The 17,933-nt window shown below is 44.9% G+C and carries 11 protein-coding genes; 9 read left to right on the forward strand and 2 right to left on the reverse strand.

The genetic code is table 11. The features are described from left to right. Positions 1–37 precede the first annotated feature (37 nt). The 3 genes from R7Q11_RS03595 (at position 38) to R7Q11_RS03605 (ending at position 4,283) form a co-directional block, all read left to right on the forward strand. Positions 38–556, forward strand: a complete 519-nt coding sequence (locus R7Q11_RS03595; protein ID WP_225466189.1) for a glycosidase — start codon at positions 38–40, stop codon at positions 554–556. 120 nt (positions 557–676) lie between these two features. Continuing rightward, positions 677–2,335, forward strand: a complete 1,659-nt coding sequence (locus R7Q11_RS03600; RefSeq protein WP_225466190.1) for an alpha-amylase family glycosyl hydrolase — start codon at positions 677–679, stop codon at positions 2,333–2,335. 331 nt (positions 2,336–2,666) lie between these two features. Further along, positions 2,667–4,283 carry an endonuclease gene (locus R7Q11_RS03605; protein ID WP_225466191.1) on the forward strand — a complete coding sequence of 539 codons (1,617 nt, stop codon included), beginning with the start codon at positions 2,667–2,669 and terminating at the stop codon, positions 4,281–4,283. Between the two features lie 99 nt (positions 4,284–4,382). Here R7Q11_RS03605 and pulA read toward each other — a convergent pair whose 3' ends face one another. Further along, a complete protein-coding gene (pulA, locus tag R7Q11_RS03610) occupies positions 4,383–8,372 on the reverse strand; it encodes a pullulanase-type alpha-1,6-glucosidase (protein WP_225466192.1) in 3,990 nt (1,329 codons plus the stop codon). A 545-nt stretch (positions 8,373–8,917) separates the two neighbouring features. Between pulA and R7Q11_RS03615 the strand changes: the two genes are divergently transcribed. The 6 genes from R7Q11_RS03615 to pdxY all read left to right on the forward strand — a co-directional run bounded on the left by R7Q11_RS03615 (position 8,918) and on the right by pdxY (position 16,368). Next, positions 8,918–10,114, forward strand: coding sequence for a tetratricopeptide repeat protein (locus R7Q11_RS03615; RefSeq protein WP_064376884.1), 1,197 nt, complete (start codon positions 8,918–8,920; stop codon positions 10,112–10,114). A gap of 537 nt (positions 10,115–10,651) precedes the next feature. Then, positions 10,652–11,098: a helix-turn-helix transcriptional regulator gene (locus R7Q11_RS03620; RefSeq protein ID WP_025768646.1), complete on the forward strand. Its 447-nt coding sequence runs from the start codon at positions 10,652–10,654 to the stop codon at positions 11,096–11,098. Between the two features lie 410 nt (positions 11,099–11,508). Beyond that, the gene (speF, locus tag R7Q11_RS03625; RefSeq protein WP_176311362.1) at positions 11,509–13,689 is read left to right on the forward strand and encodes an ornithine decarboxylase SpeF; all 2,181 of its coding nucleotides are present in this window, start codon (positions 11,509–11,511) and stop codon (positions 13,687–13,689) included. Positions 13,690–13,750: 61 nt separating this feature from the next. Next, positions 13,751–15,061, forward strand: a complete 1,311-nt coding sequence (gene potE, locus R7Q11_RS03630) for a putrescine-ornithine antiporter (RefSeq protein WP_053307967.1) — start codon at positions 13,751–13,753, stop codon at positions 15,059–15,061. A 147-nt stretch (positions 15,062–15,208) separates the two neighbouring features. Further along, entirely contained in the window at positions 15,209–15,397 is a 189-nt protein-coding gene (locus tag R7Q11_RS03635; protein ID WP_017634469.1) for an AbrB/MazE/SpoVT family DNA-binding domain-containing protein, read from the forward strand. A 101-nt stretch (positions 15,398–15,498) separates the two neighbouring features. Next, positions 15,499–16,368, forward strand: coding sequence for a pyridoxal kinase PdxY (gene pdxY, locus R7Q11_RS03640; protein ID WP_176311361.1), 870 nt, complete (start codon positions 15,499–15,501; stop codon positions 16,366–16,368). Positions 16,369–16,433: 65 nt separating this feature from the next. Here the strand turns inward: pdxY and sstT are convergent, their stop codons facing one another. Then, positions 16,434–17,651 carry a serine/threonine transporter SstT gene (sstT, locus tag R7Q11_RS03645; protein ID WP_005374821.1) on the reverse strand — a complete coding sequence of 406 codons (1,218 nt, stop codon included), beginning with the start codon at positions 17,649–17,651 and terminating at the stop codon, positions 16,434–16,436. Positions 17,652–17,933 lie beyond the last annotated feature (282 nt).

The raw sequence follows: 17,933 nt of genomic DNA on the forward strand, positions 1-17,933 counted from the left end.
TAATTAGTACTTGGTCTAATAAAAATAAGGATATAACGTGAAAAAAATAATTATAAATACAGCATGTACTTTAGCTGCTGTGTCTATCTTGTCTGCTTGCTCGTCCACATCATCAGAAAATACAACCCAAGGTGAAGTAAATAATGCGGTTGCGTTTACGAGCACGCAGATTGATATGATGACAAATTGTAGTTTGCCGGATTCAGCCGAATCTGGCCCATTGTCTAAAGACATTTTTGTTGTAGGTAGTTTCCCAAATGCAGATTGGAAGCACACTGCCGAGCGCAAGCTGACCTATAAGGGGAACAATGTCTATCAAGTGATTACCGATGAAATTTCAGGTAATTATAAAATGCAGTATGCCGCTGAACAATGGAAACCACAGTTTACTGCCAAAGGTAAAAAATTATCGGTCGGACAATTAAATGAACTGACTTACGGTGGTTACGGTACAGATACAAAACTAGAAATTAAAGAGCCTGGTAAATATCTTTGGAGTTTAGAATTTACAGATGATGGCTCACCTTATTCAATTATGGTAAATAAGTGCCAATAATATTCCATTCAATTATTTAAACTCTATTTTTATTTATTAACCCCTGCATGAAACACATGTCGGGGTTAATTTTATTACTCAAATTTCCGTAGTTTATTTGAGTAAGTTAGGGAGAATAAAATGCGTAATATCCTACGTAACCATCGCCTGTCTCGATCGTTGCTTGCGTTAAGTGTGATTGGGGCTTTATCTGCGTGTAATTCTTCTGGTGGTGGCGACACTAATAGCAGCACTCCGCTACCGGATACCAGTTATGCTTGCCAAGCCAATGTCATGGCGCAAAGTAACCAACTTCGTACTTATCAAATCATGGTAGAGAGTTTTGTGGATGGTGATGCGAGCATTGGTCACGGTACAGGTTATGGCACCAGCCATCATAACGGCGATTTGCAAGGAGTGATTGATTCACTCGATTACATCCAAGATTTAGGGATGAACGCGATTTGGTTGACGCCAGTTTTTGAATCGGAAGCGATAGCGGGCCAAGAACACTGGGCCGATCGTCTGGATGCCACGGGCTACTTTGCAACGGATTACTTCACCATTGATCCACGTTTTGGTGATTTAGAAACGGCGAGAACCTTGGTCGAGGAAGCACACAAACGCGGCTTATACGTATTTTTTGATGGCGTATTTGGCCACCATAAGAATGGTTTGATCAAACCCTCGCCTTCCGGCTTGTCGCCTTCCGGCTTGTCGCCTTCCGGCTTGTCGCCTTCCGGCTTGTTGCCTTCAGGCTCAAGCAACCCCGTGGATTACCCAGCCAGTCTCGATTTCTACAAAGAGGTGGCGACGTATTGGATCAAAGAACTCAAGATTGACGGCTGGCGTTTAGATCAAGCCTATCAAGTTCCGACAGACGCTTGGACACAACTTCGTAAAGCCGTCGATGAAGCCTCACAAAGTGTGACGTACACCAATAGCAAAGGCGAACAAGTGAATCCGTTGGGCTATATGGTGGCAGAGATTTGGAAAGGGGAGTCTGAGATCGCGAATGAGGCGTATGGATCGAACAGCGATCCAGCATTGTGCTCTGCGTTTGACTTCCCTATGCGATATCGCATCGTTGAAACTTTGGCCGTGAATGAGAGCGGCGTGGGTGGTCGCGGTGCGTATTGGTTAGACAACGGCTACAGCACACACAACCAATATCCAACACATGCGCAGCCGAATTTGATGATCGGCAACCATGATTTAGTGCGCTTTGGTGACTTGTTACAGCGCGGAAACTTGGCGGATGTGAATGATGCAGAATATTGGTTACGCCATAAAGCCGCGTTTGCTTTCCAAGCGGCGTACACCGGGCCAATCACGTTGTACTACGGTGATGAAATCGGGGATCAAGTGGATGGTTTTGCAGCAAAAGAAGACAACAGCACCTGCGCCATTCAAGGTTTGTGCGATGATCACGTTGCGCGCAGTAGTGCGAAAATTGAAGGCGTGACGGCGACGCTTGATGCAAACCAAGCCGATCTCAAATCTTATGTGACATCGCTGATGACAATGCGCGATGCGCATCCTGCACTTTATCAAGGGTCACGCACGAATTTAGTTGCGAGTAACGGCAGTTATGTGGACTTGAAACAATCTGGTTCGGACAAAGTCTTGTTTGCGCTAAATACCTTAGAGAGCGCTAGAAGCGTCACTCTTACTCAGGAGAGTGTTGGTACTGGTGAGTTGGTGGATTTGCTCACGAATGAAAAAATTACTCCGAGTAATGGTCAATATCAGATTCTGATGTCGCCACTACAAGGACGATTCTTTGCGGTAAAACCTTAAGGAATTATCCAGAATTGATGCTCACCAGTTGAGCTGACCACAAGCTTTCTTATAAACAAGCCAAGTGTTGTTGCTGACCCCCATAGGCTCACACTTGGCTTTTTTCTGTCTGTTTTACTTTTCCCTTAATGGTTTTACGACGATGTAGCCAACAAGTTGCTTCGCTTTTTGTATTGGCATTTGTTTTCAGCAGATGGATATTTGTGAGATAAGCTGCACATTAAAAAGTAAATTAACACTTGTGCAACGTAAAAATGTGACTGAAGGATTACTTATGCCCCGCTAATATGTTTATCGTGTTTGGGATTTATATAACTAATGGAAAAGTATAATGAAATCCATAACGAACTCCCTCTGTCTCCTTGTTGCTGCTAGCTCTCCGTTTGCATATAGCCAAATTATCAACGGTGACTTTGAGCAGTGGAATGGCAATGTACCTACGCAGTGGTCAGAGATTGACGCGGGCATTACAGTGTCGCCAAGCAGCGAGCAAATCAAATCGGGTGGTCTGGCTGCCCAGGTCGTCGTGAATACAGGTACCCAAAGCAACACCGACTTTTTGCAAACCATTAATGTGGAGCAAGGGAAAACCTATCCGTTTTCTGTCTCGGTTTATCATACCGAAGGAAATGTAAAAGCACGTCTGGTGGTTGATGGTTATCACAATTACTCGAACCCACAACAGATAAACCAGTGGCAAGAGCTCGCGCACAACTACACAGCGAGCTCGAACAAGACCATCAACGTCGGTTTGCGTTTTTACGATGAAGCCAGTTTTGATGGCTCAGAAGTTGTCTACGTCGATAATTTTCAACCGACTGAGACGAGTACACAACCTCCTGTAGAAAGTTGTAGTGATCACCAAGTGGTCTTGACTCTCACAACCGATAATTATGGTTCAGAAACTAGCTGGACGTTAAAAAACAACCAAGCTGAAGTACTGTTTTCTGGTCAGGGATATGAGTCAGCAATCACCATTGAAAAGAGCATGTGCTTAGCTGACGGTAACTACCAATTCACGATTCAAGATGAGTATGGTGACGGCATTTGTTGTGGCAGTGGCGCGGGGTCTTACACGCTGACTGAGGGAGATAAGACTCTTGCTTCTGGCGCTGAATTCTCGAAAAGTGAAACCACCGATTTTACGTTAGGTGACTCAACCACGACCCCACCAGTGGTTGATGGTTACTATCAAGCGGCATCTGGTAAGACGGGATACGCTCTAAAAACAGCGTTGTTTAACATTATCAGTAATCACTCCAGCCGAGGCTATTCTGCGGTCTGGACCTTGGTAAAAGATGCCGATATTGATCGTTATTATGAAAATGATGGCTCTATTCTCGATATGTACTCTGAAAAGCCATCTGCTAGCGATACAGTAAGCTTTACCAAAGTCACAGACCAATGTGGCCAATACAAAACGGAAGGGGATTGCTACAACCGTGAGCACTCTTTTCCGAAAAGCTGGTTTGGCGGTAAGGTTGAGCCGATGAACTCAGACGGTCATCACTTGTTTGCAACTGATGGTTATGTAAACGCGAAGCGCAGTAATTGGCCATTTGGTGAAGTGGGCACCGCGACCTACGTGTCTAGTAATGGCTCTAAACTTGGACAAGCAAGCACTAGTCTGGGCTACTCCGGTACGGTGTTTGAGCCGATTGATGAGTTTAAGGGCGACTTCGCCCGTGCTTATTTCTACATGGCAACCCGCTATGAAAATGTTGTAGGTAACTGGGAAGGCAATTCAAGCAATGCGGATGCTGTCCTTGATGGTTCAAGTTCAACGGTTTTTGAACCTTGGATGTTAAACATGCTGAAACGTTGGCACAAAAATGATCCCGTTAGTGAAAAAGAACGAAACCGCAATCAACAAGTGTTTGATTTTCAGGGCAATCGTAATCCATTCATTGATCATCCTGAGTTTGTTGAACAGATTTGGGGAAACTAACACCTTTTTGATTTTGGTATCCACCATTTAGTGACGCCAACAAAACAAAGGGGAAGCGTGATGCTTCCCCTTTTTCATTACGGATGTTTTTAAATGAAACTAGTTTTTCGTTACCGTCACGATTGGCGCCGACTTGTCAGCCGCATTGAAGTGGAAGTTGTAGTTTCCTGCTTCTGCAATCGCAATTTTTAGGTTTGCGCTACCGCCACCGGCTTCCATCGTCAGCGCTTTACCAAGCTCAACACTGCCTTCACCACCGAAGTTGGTGTCTGCTGCCCAGTCTGCGCTCGCAACTTTCATCTCGTAGTTGCCCGCCGCTAGGGTAATGTCTAGCGAATAAACGTCATTTGCAACATAGCTGAACTTCGCTGTTGAGTCTTGTGCTGGAGCATCCCATGTAGTGATAGTGCCACGTAAGTATAGTGCTGTTTCACCGAATGTTGGTGCATCTGCTGATTTGGTCACTGACACGACCGGTTTTTCTACGCTTTCATCTTGAACATGCAGCGCGTTCAGAGTGAAGTTGTACTTACCTGTTTCAGCAACAGACAGCTTACAGTTACCTTCTGAACCTAATTCTAGTGAACCAGAAGCTATATTCGCAGCATCACAACCGATGTTTGGATTTGCCCAACCAGAGTCCGCGAATTTGAATTCGTGCTCACCTGCTTCAAGAACGCCAGTTACAGAGTACATACCGTTGCCAATAAAGGTCATCGCCCAATCACTGCTATCAGACCACTCGTTCATCGTGCCTTTCACGTAAACAACGGTTTCGCCGTAAGGAGGAATACTCGATACGTCTTTGTTATCCGTGTTTACTGGTAGGCCAGCACCTTGTGCGCCGTTTTGTGGCTGCACGAATACCGCTGTTGTCAGTGCTGGTACTGTGAACGTTTCATTGGTGAAGCTTGCACCTTTCACGATGTCATCCGCAGAGTTTTGTTGAACTTCATGTAACTCGAAACTAGTTGCACCGGCAACTTTGAAAGATTTCTCAGTTGATGTTGAGTTCACAACCGCCACGATAGCATCGTAGTTCGAATCTAAATCGGCACCTGCTGATGTACCATCGTCGATAGACATCACAATCAAGCCTTCCATTTGGTTTTTCCCTACGTTGCGGAAGTCAACACGGTTCATCACTTCTTGCGCGGTATCTAGGCGGAACAGTTCGCTTGTGCTACGGATTTTTAGTAGCTCTAGGAATTGTTGCTTAGTCAGCTCGATGTCGGTTGAATCTGGTTTCGCAGTGCTGTCACCAACGATGGTTTTGATCAGCTCCCAGTTTGCACCGTCTTTGTCTTCACGTGGTAGACCAACGTTCCAGTTATTGTCGCTTCCGTCGAAGAATACACGGTTGAACCAGTCACCAGAATCGTACGAGTCGCGCTGCATAGATTTAGAGCGCAATAGCTCAGAACCCATGTGGATGAATGGAATGCCTTGACCAAGCATCACCGTTGATAGGGACACAGACTGCATACGTGCACGCTCGGCAGATGAAGTGCCTGTCGCAATCTTGTAGGCGTTGTTATCCCACAATGTTTGGTTGTCGTGCTTAGACACGTAAGAGATGTTCTCTGATGGCACTTTTGTGTAGCCTGCAGGCGCACCATTGTAATCAACGTTCTTACCCAGCTTGGTTTCGCCTTTGTAATCAAGAAGGATGTAGTCAGCCAAGTTACCAGCCATACCTAGACGAACCAGATCTTGGTTGTGTAAACGACCATTCACCGACTCTGCGTCAGTTTTGGTTTCTTCGTTAGGGTAAGCGGCGTTACCAAAGCCTTGGTTAAAGCGAAGTGGGTGCTTACCTTCAGAATCTACACCGCCATCAAACGGGCTTCCGCCACGAACTGCGTCACGCAGACGATCAGAGAAAGTACCGATTTCTGTCCCCGCCATGTTGACTTGTGTCGCCTGATCGAAGCGAGCGTTTTGCGCGACTTCACCAAAGTCCCAACCTTCGCCGTAGAACAAGGTATTCGGGTCAATTTCACGGACTTTTTCAAGTGCGTAAACCATCACATCTTTCGGCTGGTGGCCCATAAGGTCAAAACGGAAACCATCGACTTTATAGTCATCCGCCCATACCATCAATGAGTCAACCATTAGTTTACCCATCATCAAGTTCTCGGTTGCGGTGTTATCACAACAGGTTGAGTTTTCGACGCCGCCAGTGTTGACGTTTAGGCGGTGGTAGTACCCAGGGACAATCTTATCCAGTACTGATTTTTCGTTCACACCAGATGCATTTGTGTGGTTGTACACGACGTCCATGACCAGTTTCAGATCCATTTTATGCGTCGCTTGAACCATTTCGCGGAACTCAAGAATACGCTTAGACCCGTTAGGATCGGTCGCATAACTGCCTTCTGGCACGGTGTAGTGGTAAGGGTCATAACCCCAGTTGAAGCTGTCTAGCATGCGAAGATCGTTCATCAACGCTTGTGCTTTGCCCGTTGTTGGGTCGTAGCTATTTAATACCTCTTCAATTACTTTGCCGTCATCTTCGGTCTCACAAATGGAGGCTTCTGGCTTGATGCCACAAAGTTTACCCACGGTGTCGGTGATATCGACTCGCTTGTCAGCGTCTTCATCCACGGTTGCAATATCAAACGCAGGCAGGATATGTAGCGTTGTTAGGCCAGCATCTTTTAAAGCTTGTAAGTGAGATACAGACTCACGCTCAGGTTCTGTAAGCGCCAGATATTTGCCATCAAGACTTGGTGTGCCTTTGCTGTCGTTAAAGCTGAAATCACGAATGTGTGACTCGTAAAGGACGTGGTCTTCGTCTTTTTTAACCGTTGGGCGTGCGTAGTTTTTCCAATCTTGAGGCATTAAGCTTGGATCATCTAAATCAACCACTTGCGAGTATCGTGAGTTCTTAGACAAGCTCATTGAATATGGGTCTGTTACCAAACGCGTTTCAACGACGCCAGTTGTTGGGTGGTATACCTTAACTTGGTAGCGATAATATTTGTTGACAACGTTGCTTTGTGCCTCAGAAACCCAGATACCTGTTGCTGGGTCTTCCGTCATGGCAACGGTCGCTTCTTCTGCTAAGTTTTCATCGTAGATTATCAGATCAACATCTTGGGCAGTTGGTGCCCATAGTTTGAAGGTTGCGGCACCGCCTTCCACAATCGCACCGAGTTCTTGACCGATCGCGTTACCTGCCTTGGAATCGGCAAACACCGCATCCAAAACGCCCGGTTTTTGCACTTCAGTTGCAGAAATGACGTCACCATTTGCGTTGTAAGCCACCATAACGATTTGTGACTTCAGGATCGTACGCAAGGTCGCGTCATCGACATCGATACCCGCAGCTTGAAGGCTAGCAAGGTGACGGAAGCGTGATTTCAGACCATCAGACAACTCACCAGCTTTTGTCAGCTCAACCGCTGTACCGCCAGAGATTTGCTTATCTTCATCCATTTTGATGTCATTGCTAAGGCTGTAGAACAGCTTCATGGAATCCGCACTGGTCGCCGCTTCCCATGCAATGGTGTTGGCGTCTAACCAATGGGCTTTTTGACCATCAATATCAACAGGGCGCTCTTCTATTGGCTCGTAGTAAAGTTCACTGCTGCCGTGGAAGCCAAACAAACCTTTCGATTCGCCGATTTTCGTCAACTCTACTTTTGAGTTTGCGCTGCCGAACGCTTTCTCATCACCCTTGTGCAGAATGAAGTTCATGCATTCGTGTGGGTCAGAGGCATCTGGGTTTATTTTCAGTACGTAGTAAGCACCGTAGGTGTCGTTGATGCCATCGAATGGGTGTGGCGCAGACCAATCCGTTCCTGTTCCCGGAATGCCCATTGCGTCTAAATCTGTGCTGGTACAGCCCTCACCGTTCCATAGGTGCAAGCCCCAACCTTCGTAGTCGCTGGCCGTTGAAGCTGATGCTACGTCACGTTTGTAATAAATGACGACTTCGTTCTCTCCCGCAGGGTACAAGCCTGAGCCAGGGTTCGTCGTATCTTCGTTCGTGCTATCACTACCACAACCGCTGATTACCGCGACGGAAATCAAAGGCAGTACGGTTTTGGCAATTGTTGATAATTTAAATGTCTTATTGTCCACGTTTACAAATCCATTGTTATTGAATTGATATTGAGCTGCGCGCTGCCTTCGCTGACTCAATCATCAAGAAGGTTTTGCACACGCTAGAAAGGCAGATGCCAAAAAGGAAATGTTCAATTAGATGCTAATACACTGAATCATCAGCAAAATGTGAGAGCAGGCTGTTAAGTTTTTTACAGGTGCAAATTTTCTGTCACAGTCGATTTTGTTCACAAATTAAATAATAAAACAGGCGCATAGTGAGAGATTCTGCACATCATTAAAATGTGAATTTTTATGGGAGGAGTAAGGGGGGATGATAGGGGATGAGAATGTCTCAGCCCCAAAACCGTGATTAAGTTCTATAAAAATGAGGGCTATATTTTTCTTTTAAAAATAAGTTGCAGTGATGTTGAATAAAATACCGCCATTAAGTCTTCGCAAGCTTCAGATTTTCGCTAAGTGGTCGTTATATAATGAAGGTAGTCGGCGTTATGTCGGCGCGTAATCATAAGATTTCCCTGAAAGGGAGTTGAATTGGGCCCTGAAACCAAAAGAGGCTATTTATGAGTAGTATGGGCATTGCCATTGCGGCAACTGGCCTTTCACTCGTCCTGATATTTGTGTGGATGATCTCGTTGTCGATGCGGAAACAGAGACTCGAGGCAGAGAGGAAAGCTCGCGAAGCCGCTTATCGAAAGGCGATGCATAAAGCGCGAGAGCAAGAGCGTAAAGAGCGAGAGTTCAAAGCAGAAACCGGGCATATCCCCACCATTTTATTTCTAGCGAAAGAAGCCGAAAAGGACAACATTCGTCAAGCGCTGTATTGGTATGATAAAGCCGCTAAACTGGACAATGTGACGGGGATGTACGGCATTGTTCGCTTAAGTGAACGCATGCGCGAAGATGTGATTTTAAAAGAGCAGGCAAACTTCTGGCGTACCGCAATTGCGGGAATGGAAGGGGATACCGAAGCGAAATTTTCGACAGGCAAAGCGTTGGTTTTTGGTCGCGGAACGGAAAAAAATATTCCCAAAGGTAACCAACTGATTGAAACCGCAGCCGAGGAAGGCTGCATTGATGCCATGCTTTACATGGGTGAGTGGCAGCTTTCACCAGACAATAGTGCAGGACGCAGTGCAGATGCGCTTTACTGGTTTATGAAAGCGGCGGAAAAAGACAGTGCGGATGGCAAGATCCAAGTCGGCTTATGTTACCTAAATGGCATTGGTACAGAAAAAAGCATGGTTAAAGGTTGCTACTGGCTGGAACGGGCCGCGGAAGGTGGCAGTGCTAAAGCGATGTATCATGCTGGCGAAGCGTGGAAGGATAAAGGTAAAACGGGTAATGCAATTGCTTACGTTTGGCTGTTTCTTGCTGCCAATATGGGCTACCAACCTGCGCGTACGTTACGTGATGAAGTGGCAACCAATATTGGTGTTGATGTTGTCGTTGGATTGCAGTCCATAGCGAAGCCGTTGCAAAGAAAACTGGCCTCAGGAATGGTGAGAAAGCACTCTATTATTCGAGCCCTTAACAAAGTGTACAAACGCGAAGCGTATTTTCCTGCGGAAGAGGAGCTCAATGCGGTGTTGAATGATGAGAATAAAGACGCCTCCGAAGCTTGGGAGGAGGCATCAACACTAGATTTTCAGCCTAACATGACAACGGTAACAGCAGAAGGTCAGGCAAGCACATCGCCCAACGAAAAAAAACTTTCTAAAGAGGCGCTCGATTTCACTCAAAACTTCCTTCAACCATAACCTATCTTATCCAGAAGCCTCAAGATTGAGGCTTTTCTTTTGCTCTTTTGCCAGTATCTCTATCAGTCACGACAACAGAATGTAAACTTACTTAAGCAGTCATTTTACTGATGTGCATACTATTTATGCGATTTTTCAACATATTTTTAGTACTTAACTAAGATGGGATCTGTTTACCTTAAAAAAGAGGTTTTTCCCTCTTTATTTACTTCCGCTATTGGGCTTAGATCAAGACTTTTCAATTGATAGTAATAATGATTGAAGAGCAATACTTGATGCCCCGATTTATAGGTGAATAGTACTCATTACTTTATCTAATAATTTAAATTAAAAAATGTATTATAAATCTTAAATTGTTCTTTTATATTTAGGTGTCGATTATTGATTTTATGATTAATTAGGCGCAAGATAACGTAAAAATAAAATAGCATAGTTAATATGCAGAATTACACTAGGAAGTAACTTTTTCATTACATGTTTCATAATAAATAGAGATAATTTTTTATCTCTGTTTTTATTTATATTAGAGATTTGTGTATGTTGAGAATCATTAGTGCAGATAAATTTATCTCTTCAAGGTTTATCTTAGAGTACAGTAAGGCTGAGTTCGCTTCTTTATTAGGTGTTTCCGTCGCTAAAATAAGTAATATTGAAAGTGGAAAATCTTCAATCCCCCCGGTGTATGATTACGCCATTAATTACTTGTTGAGTGAACATCCATTTAAAGATAGTGCTGTTGAGGCTTTATGTTCTCACGAAACGTTAAACTTTGCTCGTCGTATTGACGTCAATACCAAAGTAAAACGCTTGTCCTGTAAGCGTTGTGATAGCCGTAGACTGCACGTTATGGCTGGCATGAGTGGCTTGTATTTTGTCGAGTGCATGGATTGTAAACACACTATGTACTCGTCAGGCATGTCTGTAAAACGTTATCAGCAATGGTCGAATGATGGAGTCAAACTAGATAGTCATTTATTTAATTGAATTGTGTTTCCTTTGCACCTAAAGTAAAAAGCCATCAATACATGTGTTGATGGCTTTTTTATTATGTGTTTAAATTTAGTTAAAATTAAAATATTTATCATTCCTAATAATATACTCCTAATAATTATATAGTGATGGAAATCTCAAAAAATTATTTTCTTGATATTTTATTTCTAACAATAATGGTTGTGGTCACACAATTTTTAATTATTTTTCCTTTTAATTCTGGTTTCAATATCATTGGACTATCAATTGGAAAGTGATGAAGGTCGCGAAATTTTAATTCGAGGAAATAAGTCTTTTAAATGTGAAAATTTAATCACGAAATTTGTTTTTTGAATTTTAAATATCGTTTTCGTTTGTAATATCTGTACTTGTCAATTTTAAAGAACAAAAAAGAGATATTCCAAATGAAAAGTTTAATTATAGGTGTTAGTAATTACATGCCAGAAGACTTCAGTTTATTAGCTGAGTCTTTAGATGAACAATTTAATCGTCATTTACAACCTTTAGAGCAAGTTGAATTAACCGACGTTGGTGCGGCTATTATTACTTCAGCAGACATTAAAGCAGGTCTGCATAAAATGATTTCTGAAACGGGTTACGGTATTCCAGTTTTCTTAGTAACGGATGAAAACCCAGTTTCGGCAGAAGATTACGTTTGGCTAACTGGCGTTATCGATTTAGAAAGACAATCTATTGAGTACTACTGTCGTCAAATCAATGAAGCAGTAACCAAGTACGAATGTCGTCTTCTTCCTCCTTTCTTCAAGCAATTAACGCACTATGTTGAGATGGGTAACTCAGCGTTTGACTGTCCGGGACACCAAGGTGGTCAGTTCTTCAAAAAACACCCAGCTGGTAAACAGTTCTACGATTTCTTTGGCGAAAACCTGTTCCGTAGTGACTTGTGTAACGCGGACGTGGATTTAGGTGACTTGCTGATCCACGAAGGTTCTGCCCACCAAGCGCAAGCGCACGCTGCAAAAGTATTTAACGCGGACAAAACTTACTTCGTACTCAACGGTACTTCTGCTTCAAACAAAGTGGTGTGTAACGCGCTGGTAACTGAAGGTGATTTGGTACTGTTCGACCGTAACAACCACAAATCGAACCACCACGGTGCGTTAATCCAAGCGGGTGGTATGCCAGTTTACTTAGAAACGGCGCGTAACCCTTGGGGCTTTATCGGTGGTATGGATGAACACTGTTTCGATGAAGAATACATTCGTGCTCAAATCGCGAAAGTGGACCCAGAACGTGCACGCGATGAACGTCCTTTCCGTCTTGCTATTATCCAGCTTGGTACTTACGACGGTACTATCTACAACGCTCGCTACGTAATGGATAAGATAGGTCATCTTTGTGACTACATCCTGTTTGACTCTGCGTGGGTTGGTTATGAGCAGTTCATCCCTATGATGAAAGACTGTTCACCACTGCTGCTGGATTTGAAACCAGAAGACGCAGGTGTGATCGTGACTCAGTCTGTTCACAAACAACAAGCTGGCTTCTCTCAAACATCGCAAATCCACAAAAAAGACCGCCATATCAAAGGTCAAGCTCGTTACTGTAACCACAAACGCTTTAACAACGCGTTTATGATGCACGCATCGACTTCACCATTCTACGCACTGTTCTCTGCGCTTGATGTGAACGCGAAGATCCACGACGGCGAAGCAGGTCTGCGTTTATGGCGCGATGCGGTTAAGACAGGTATCGAAGCGCGTAAAGAAATCCTTAAGAGTTGTGAATTGATTCGTCCGTTCATTCCAGATGAAGTCGAAGGCCAACCTTGGGGCAGCTACGACACTGACGTGATCGCAACGAACAAGAAATTCTTCATGTTTGAGCCAAACGCAAGCTGGCACAAATTTGAAGGTTACGGTGAAGGTCAATACTTCGTTGATCCATGTAAATTGTTGCTAACTACTGCGGGTATTGCAGAAGACGGCAGCTATGCAGATTTCGGTATTCCTGCAACGCTATTGGCGAACTTCCTTCGTGAAAACGGCATCATCCCTGAGAAGTGTGACTTGAACTCTATCTTGTTCCTACTCACTCCTGCGGAAGATATGGGTAAGATCCGTCACCTTGTAGCTCAAATTAACCGATTCGAAAAATTCATCCGTGATGATGCCCCTTTAAGTATCGTACTTCCAAGCGTCTACGAAGCGAATAAAGAACGCTACCGTGGCTACACCATCCGTCAGCTATGTCAGGAAATGCATGACATGTACAAAGAGCTGAACGTGAAACAGTTACAAAAAGCGATGTTCCGCAGCGAGTACTTCCCACAAATGGTTCACAAACCTGACGTAGCAACACGCAAATACTTCCGTGGTGAATGCAATTACCTACCACTTAAAGAGGCCGTGGGCCGCGTAGCCGCTGAAGGTGCACTTCCTTACCCTCCAGGCATTATCTGTGTGATCACTGGTGAAGTCTGGACTCAACAGGTGGTGGATTACTTCCTATCTCTAGAAGAAGGCATTAACCGCTTCCCAGGCTTCGCGCCAGAAATTCAAGGTGTGTACCTTGAAGATGTTAACGGTCGCACTACCGCACATTGTTATGTCCTAAAAGATTAATCTACCCGTTCGCACCACGCTCCGGCGTCGGTGCGAACCGCTTATTCGTGGAGAATAATTTATGAGTACTGAAACTAAAAAAATGTCGGTGGTGCAGTTAACCATTCTGACATTCATCAACATGGCCGGCTCCGGCATCATCATGCTGCCAAGTAAACTGGCGCAAGTGGGCACCATTTCTGTGTTGTCTTGGCTGATCACGGCGGCGGGCTCTTTGGCGTTGGCTTACGTGTTTGCAAAATGTGGTCGTTTTAGTAAACGTGACGGCGGTATGAACGGTTACGCGTCTTATGCATTCGGTAAATCGGGTGCATTTATGGCGGGCTGGACTTACGGTTTGTCGCTCCTTATTGCGAACATTGCGATCGCGATTACTTGTGTGGGTTACGGCTCCGCATTCTTTGAAGTGACCCTATCTCCGGTCGAAACCTGTTTGTACACCATCGCCATTCTTTGGATTTGTACTTTCGCGAACTTCGGTGGTGCGAAAATCACAGGTCAAATTGGTACATTCACCGTGTGGGGCGTAATCCTACCAGTGTGTTCATTGGGTATTGTTGGTTGGTTCTGGTTTAACCCAACCATGTACATTGAAGCTTGGAACCCACACCACCTACCATTTGGTGAAGCTGTGAGTGCTTCTATTGCGATGACTCTATGGGCATTCCTTGGTCTTGAATCGGCCTGTGCGAACTCTGAAGCCGTAGAAAACCCAGAGAAGAACGTACCAATCGCAGTGCTAGGTGGTACGCTAATCGCGGCTGTGGTTTACATTGTATCGACAAACATCTGTTCTGGTATCGTTGCAAACTCTGAGCTTGCTGCATCTACAGCGCCATTCTCAACCGTATGGACAGTGATGCTAGGTTCTGCTGCTGGTAAAGTGGTTGCGGGTATGGCGGTATTGGCTTGTGCGGGCTCTCTATTGGGTTGGCAATTCACTATCGCGTCAGTGTTCAAATCGTCTTCTGATGCGGGCTTCTTCCCTAAATTGTTCTCTCAAGTGGACAAACGCGGCACACCGATCAAAGGTATGATCGCGATTACTATCATCCAATCAGTATTGTCTCTAATGACGATTTCTCCAACGCTGAACGAGCAGTTCGAAGCACTGGTTAACCTAGCGGTAGTAACAAACGTTATTCCTTACATCTTATGTATGGGCGCAATCTTTATTATGCAGCAAGTAGCGCACGTGCCAGAGCGCGAGATGAAAACCACCAACGTTATCGCTCTGATTGGCTCTCTGTACAGCTTCTATGCGCTTTACGGCTCCGGCTACGAAGCGATGATGTGGGGCTCTATCGTAACCTTCCTAGGCTGGAGTGCTTACGGTCTGATTGCTGCGAAGCATGAGCCTTTAGCAAATTAAAAAATAATACTGAAAGAGCCTTCCCAAACGCGGTGTGGAAGGCTCTTTGCTTTTAGGCATTTACGCCAAATCCAAGTCAGCTTAATGTATTTGAGGCTAGACATCCAATGACGTGAAAACTCATTTTCGACATTTGGAGGACGAAAGATGATAAGTCAACCTGTTAAAATCGGTGACGACACCGCCGTAGTCATTCCAAGCGTAATCCTGGCTCAGCTCGGGATAAGGGAAGGAGATACCCTAGAAATCGCACTGAATAAAGACAAAATGGAAATTAAGAAGATGGTGTTGAAAACCAGCGCGCCAACTTACTCTGAAGATATTGAGGAGAATTGAGTTAGAGAATCTTGGTTTGTCGGATACACTACTGGTTTCGCAAAACTGGCGCTTGCCGCTGTCTTTGAACTATCGATAACTACAATAAGAGGTAAGGTACTATGCAAGGTATCCTCTCTATGCAATCTCATGTTTCTTTTGGTCATGCTGGTAACAGCAGTGCCGTTTTCCCAATGCAACGCATGGGTTTCGAAGTATGGCCGATTCATACCGTTCAATTTTCTAACCACACGCAGTATCAAGAAGGCTGGACTGGGCGAGCGTTTGCGGCTGAAGACATCAGCGAGTTAGTTCGTGGACTTGGTAACATCGGCGCGCTGGAAAAGTGCCAAGCGGTATTGACGGGCTACCAAGGTAGCGCAGAGCAGTGCCTTGCTGTTGAAGATACCGTGACGAAAGTGAAGCAAGCGAACCCGAACGCACTTTATGTTTGCGACCCTGTGATGGGCGCGCCAGACAAAGGCTGCATTGTGGCTCCGGGCATTGCTGAAAATCTTCTAACGCGTTTGATGCCAATGGCGGACGTGATCGTTCCGAACCAATTCGAGCTAAGTCAATTTGCTGAGATGGAAATCCACTCACTAGACGATGCGATCACCGCATGCCAACGTGCGCTAGAGAAAGGTCCAAAAGTGGTGCTAGTTAAGCACCTTTACTGCCTAGAAAATGGCAGCTTTAACATGCTATTGGCTACGCAAGAAGGTATTTACCTTGCGAAGCGTCCTCAATTTGAGTTTGCTAAACAACCTGTTGGCGTGGGCGATCTTATTTCAGCTATCTTTACCGCGGGACTCTTAAAAGGCTGGTCTCCTAAACAAGCTTTCCAACATTGTCACGACGCGTGTTACGGGGTGTTGAGTGCAACGTACCATGCGGGTGAGTGGGAACTGCAAACTATTGCTGCGCAGCAAGAGTTTGTTGAACCAAGCAAACACTTCCTGATTGAAGAAGTGGCTTTGGTCACCGCGTAATTGAGCGCAATTAAACAAAAAAGGGGAGCCATCATCGGCTCCCCTTTCTATTTGTTCTGTCAGTCTTACTGAGCTTTTTGCTGCTCTGATTTACAAACTGCTGCCGTAAAGACAACGTCTGTTGAGCTGTTTAGCGCAGTTTCTGCAGAGTCTTGAATCACACCGATAATGAAGCCAACCGCTACAACCTGCATTGCTACGTCGTTTGAGATACCAAACAGGCCACACGCAAGTGGGATAAGTAGTAGAGAGCCACCTGCAACACCTGATGCGCCGCATGCAGAAACCGCAGCTACAATACTGAGCAGTAGCGCAGTCAGTAGATCAACTTCGATACCCATAGTGTGCACAGCTGCAAGCGTTAGCGTTGTGATAGTGATTGCAGCACCAGCCATGTTGATGGTCGCACCTAGAGGGATAGATACTGAGTATGTATCCTCGTCCAGTTTTAGCTTCTCACATAGTGCCATGTTTACTGGAATATTCGCCGCACTTGAACGAGTGAAGAACGCTGTTACACCACTTTCACGTAGACAACGGAATACAAGTGGGTAAGGGTTTTGTTTGGTTTTAACGAACACGATCGCCGGGTTTACAACGAGTGCGATGATCATCATTGCGCCAAGAAGAACCGCTAGAAGGTGTGCGTAGCTTGCTAGCGCGCTAAAGCCCGTTGTCGCAAACGTTGAAGCAACCAAGCCAAAGATACCAAATGGTGCAAGACGAATGATAAAGCGCACAATGTGAGACACGCTGTGGCTTAGATCTTCAAATACGGCCTTCGTTGTCGCCGATGCGTGGTGTAGTGCAAGACCCAGACCCACACCCCAAGCAAGAATGCCGATGTAGTTTGCTTCTACTAGTGCATTTACTGGGTTGTCGACCAGTTTAAACAACAGTGTGCGTAGAATTTCAGCAATACCTTGAGGAGGCGTTGCACCTTCAGCGCCGGTGACAAGCGTTAAATTGGTCGGGAAAAGGAAGCTTAGAACCACTGCTGATAGCGCCGCGAAGAATGTACCCATCAGGTACAGTACAACGATTGGGCGCATGTAAGTGTGTTGGTTTTTCTTTTGGTTTGCAATTGAAGCGGCAACCAAAATAAACACAAGAATTGGCGCGATCGCTTTAAGCGCACCGACAAAAAGGCTACCAATTAATCCCGCGCTTTCGGCATGGCTTGGAGAAATTGTCGCGAGCAAAATACCAAAGACGATACCGACAAGGATCTGGACGACGAGGTTACCACGAGCATATCGGGCAACGAGGCTGTTATGTTGCATACATCATTCCTGCAATTTTATGCCAGAGTGGCAGGGCAATAGTCCATCATTACACGGCGATAATGCCCTTATATTACAAGGGGTGAGCATTGCTTCTGGTCACTAAGACACATGATTATCAATTATCCTGTTTTTATAAATTCAGCCATTTTCTTGCTGAATATCACATATCTTAGCTTGGTAATATTTTGTGTCTAGTTTTAGTTTGTTTTTGGATTAAATGTTTGCTCAATGTTATTTAAATAAGATTTTTATGTTGAAAATTATCATTAGTTATGAGTA

The sequence above is a fragment of the Vibrio sp. 970 genome (assembly GCF_033339075.1).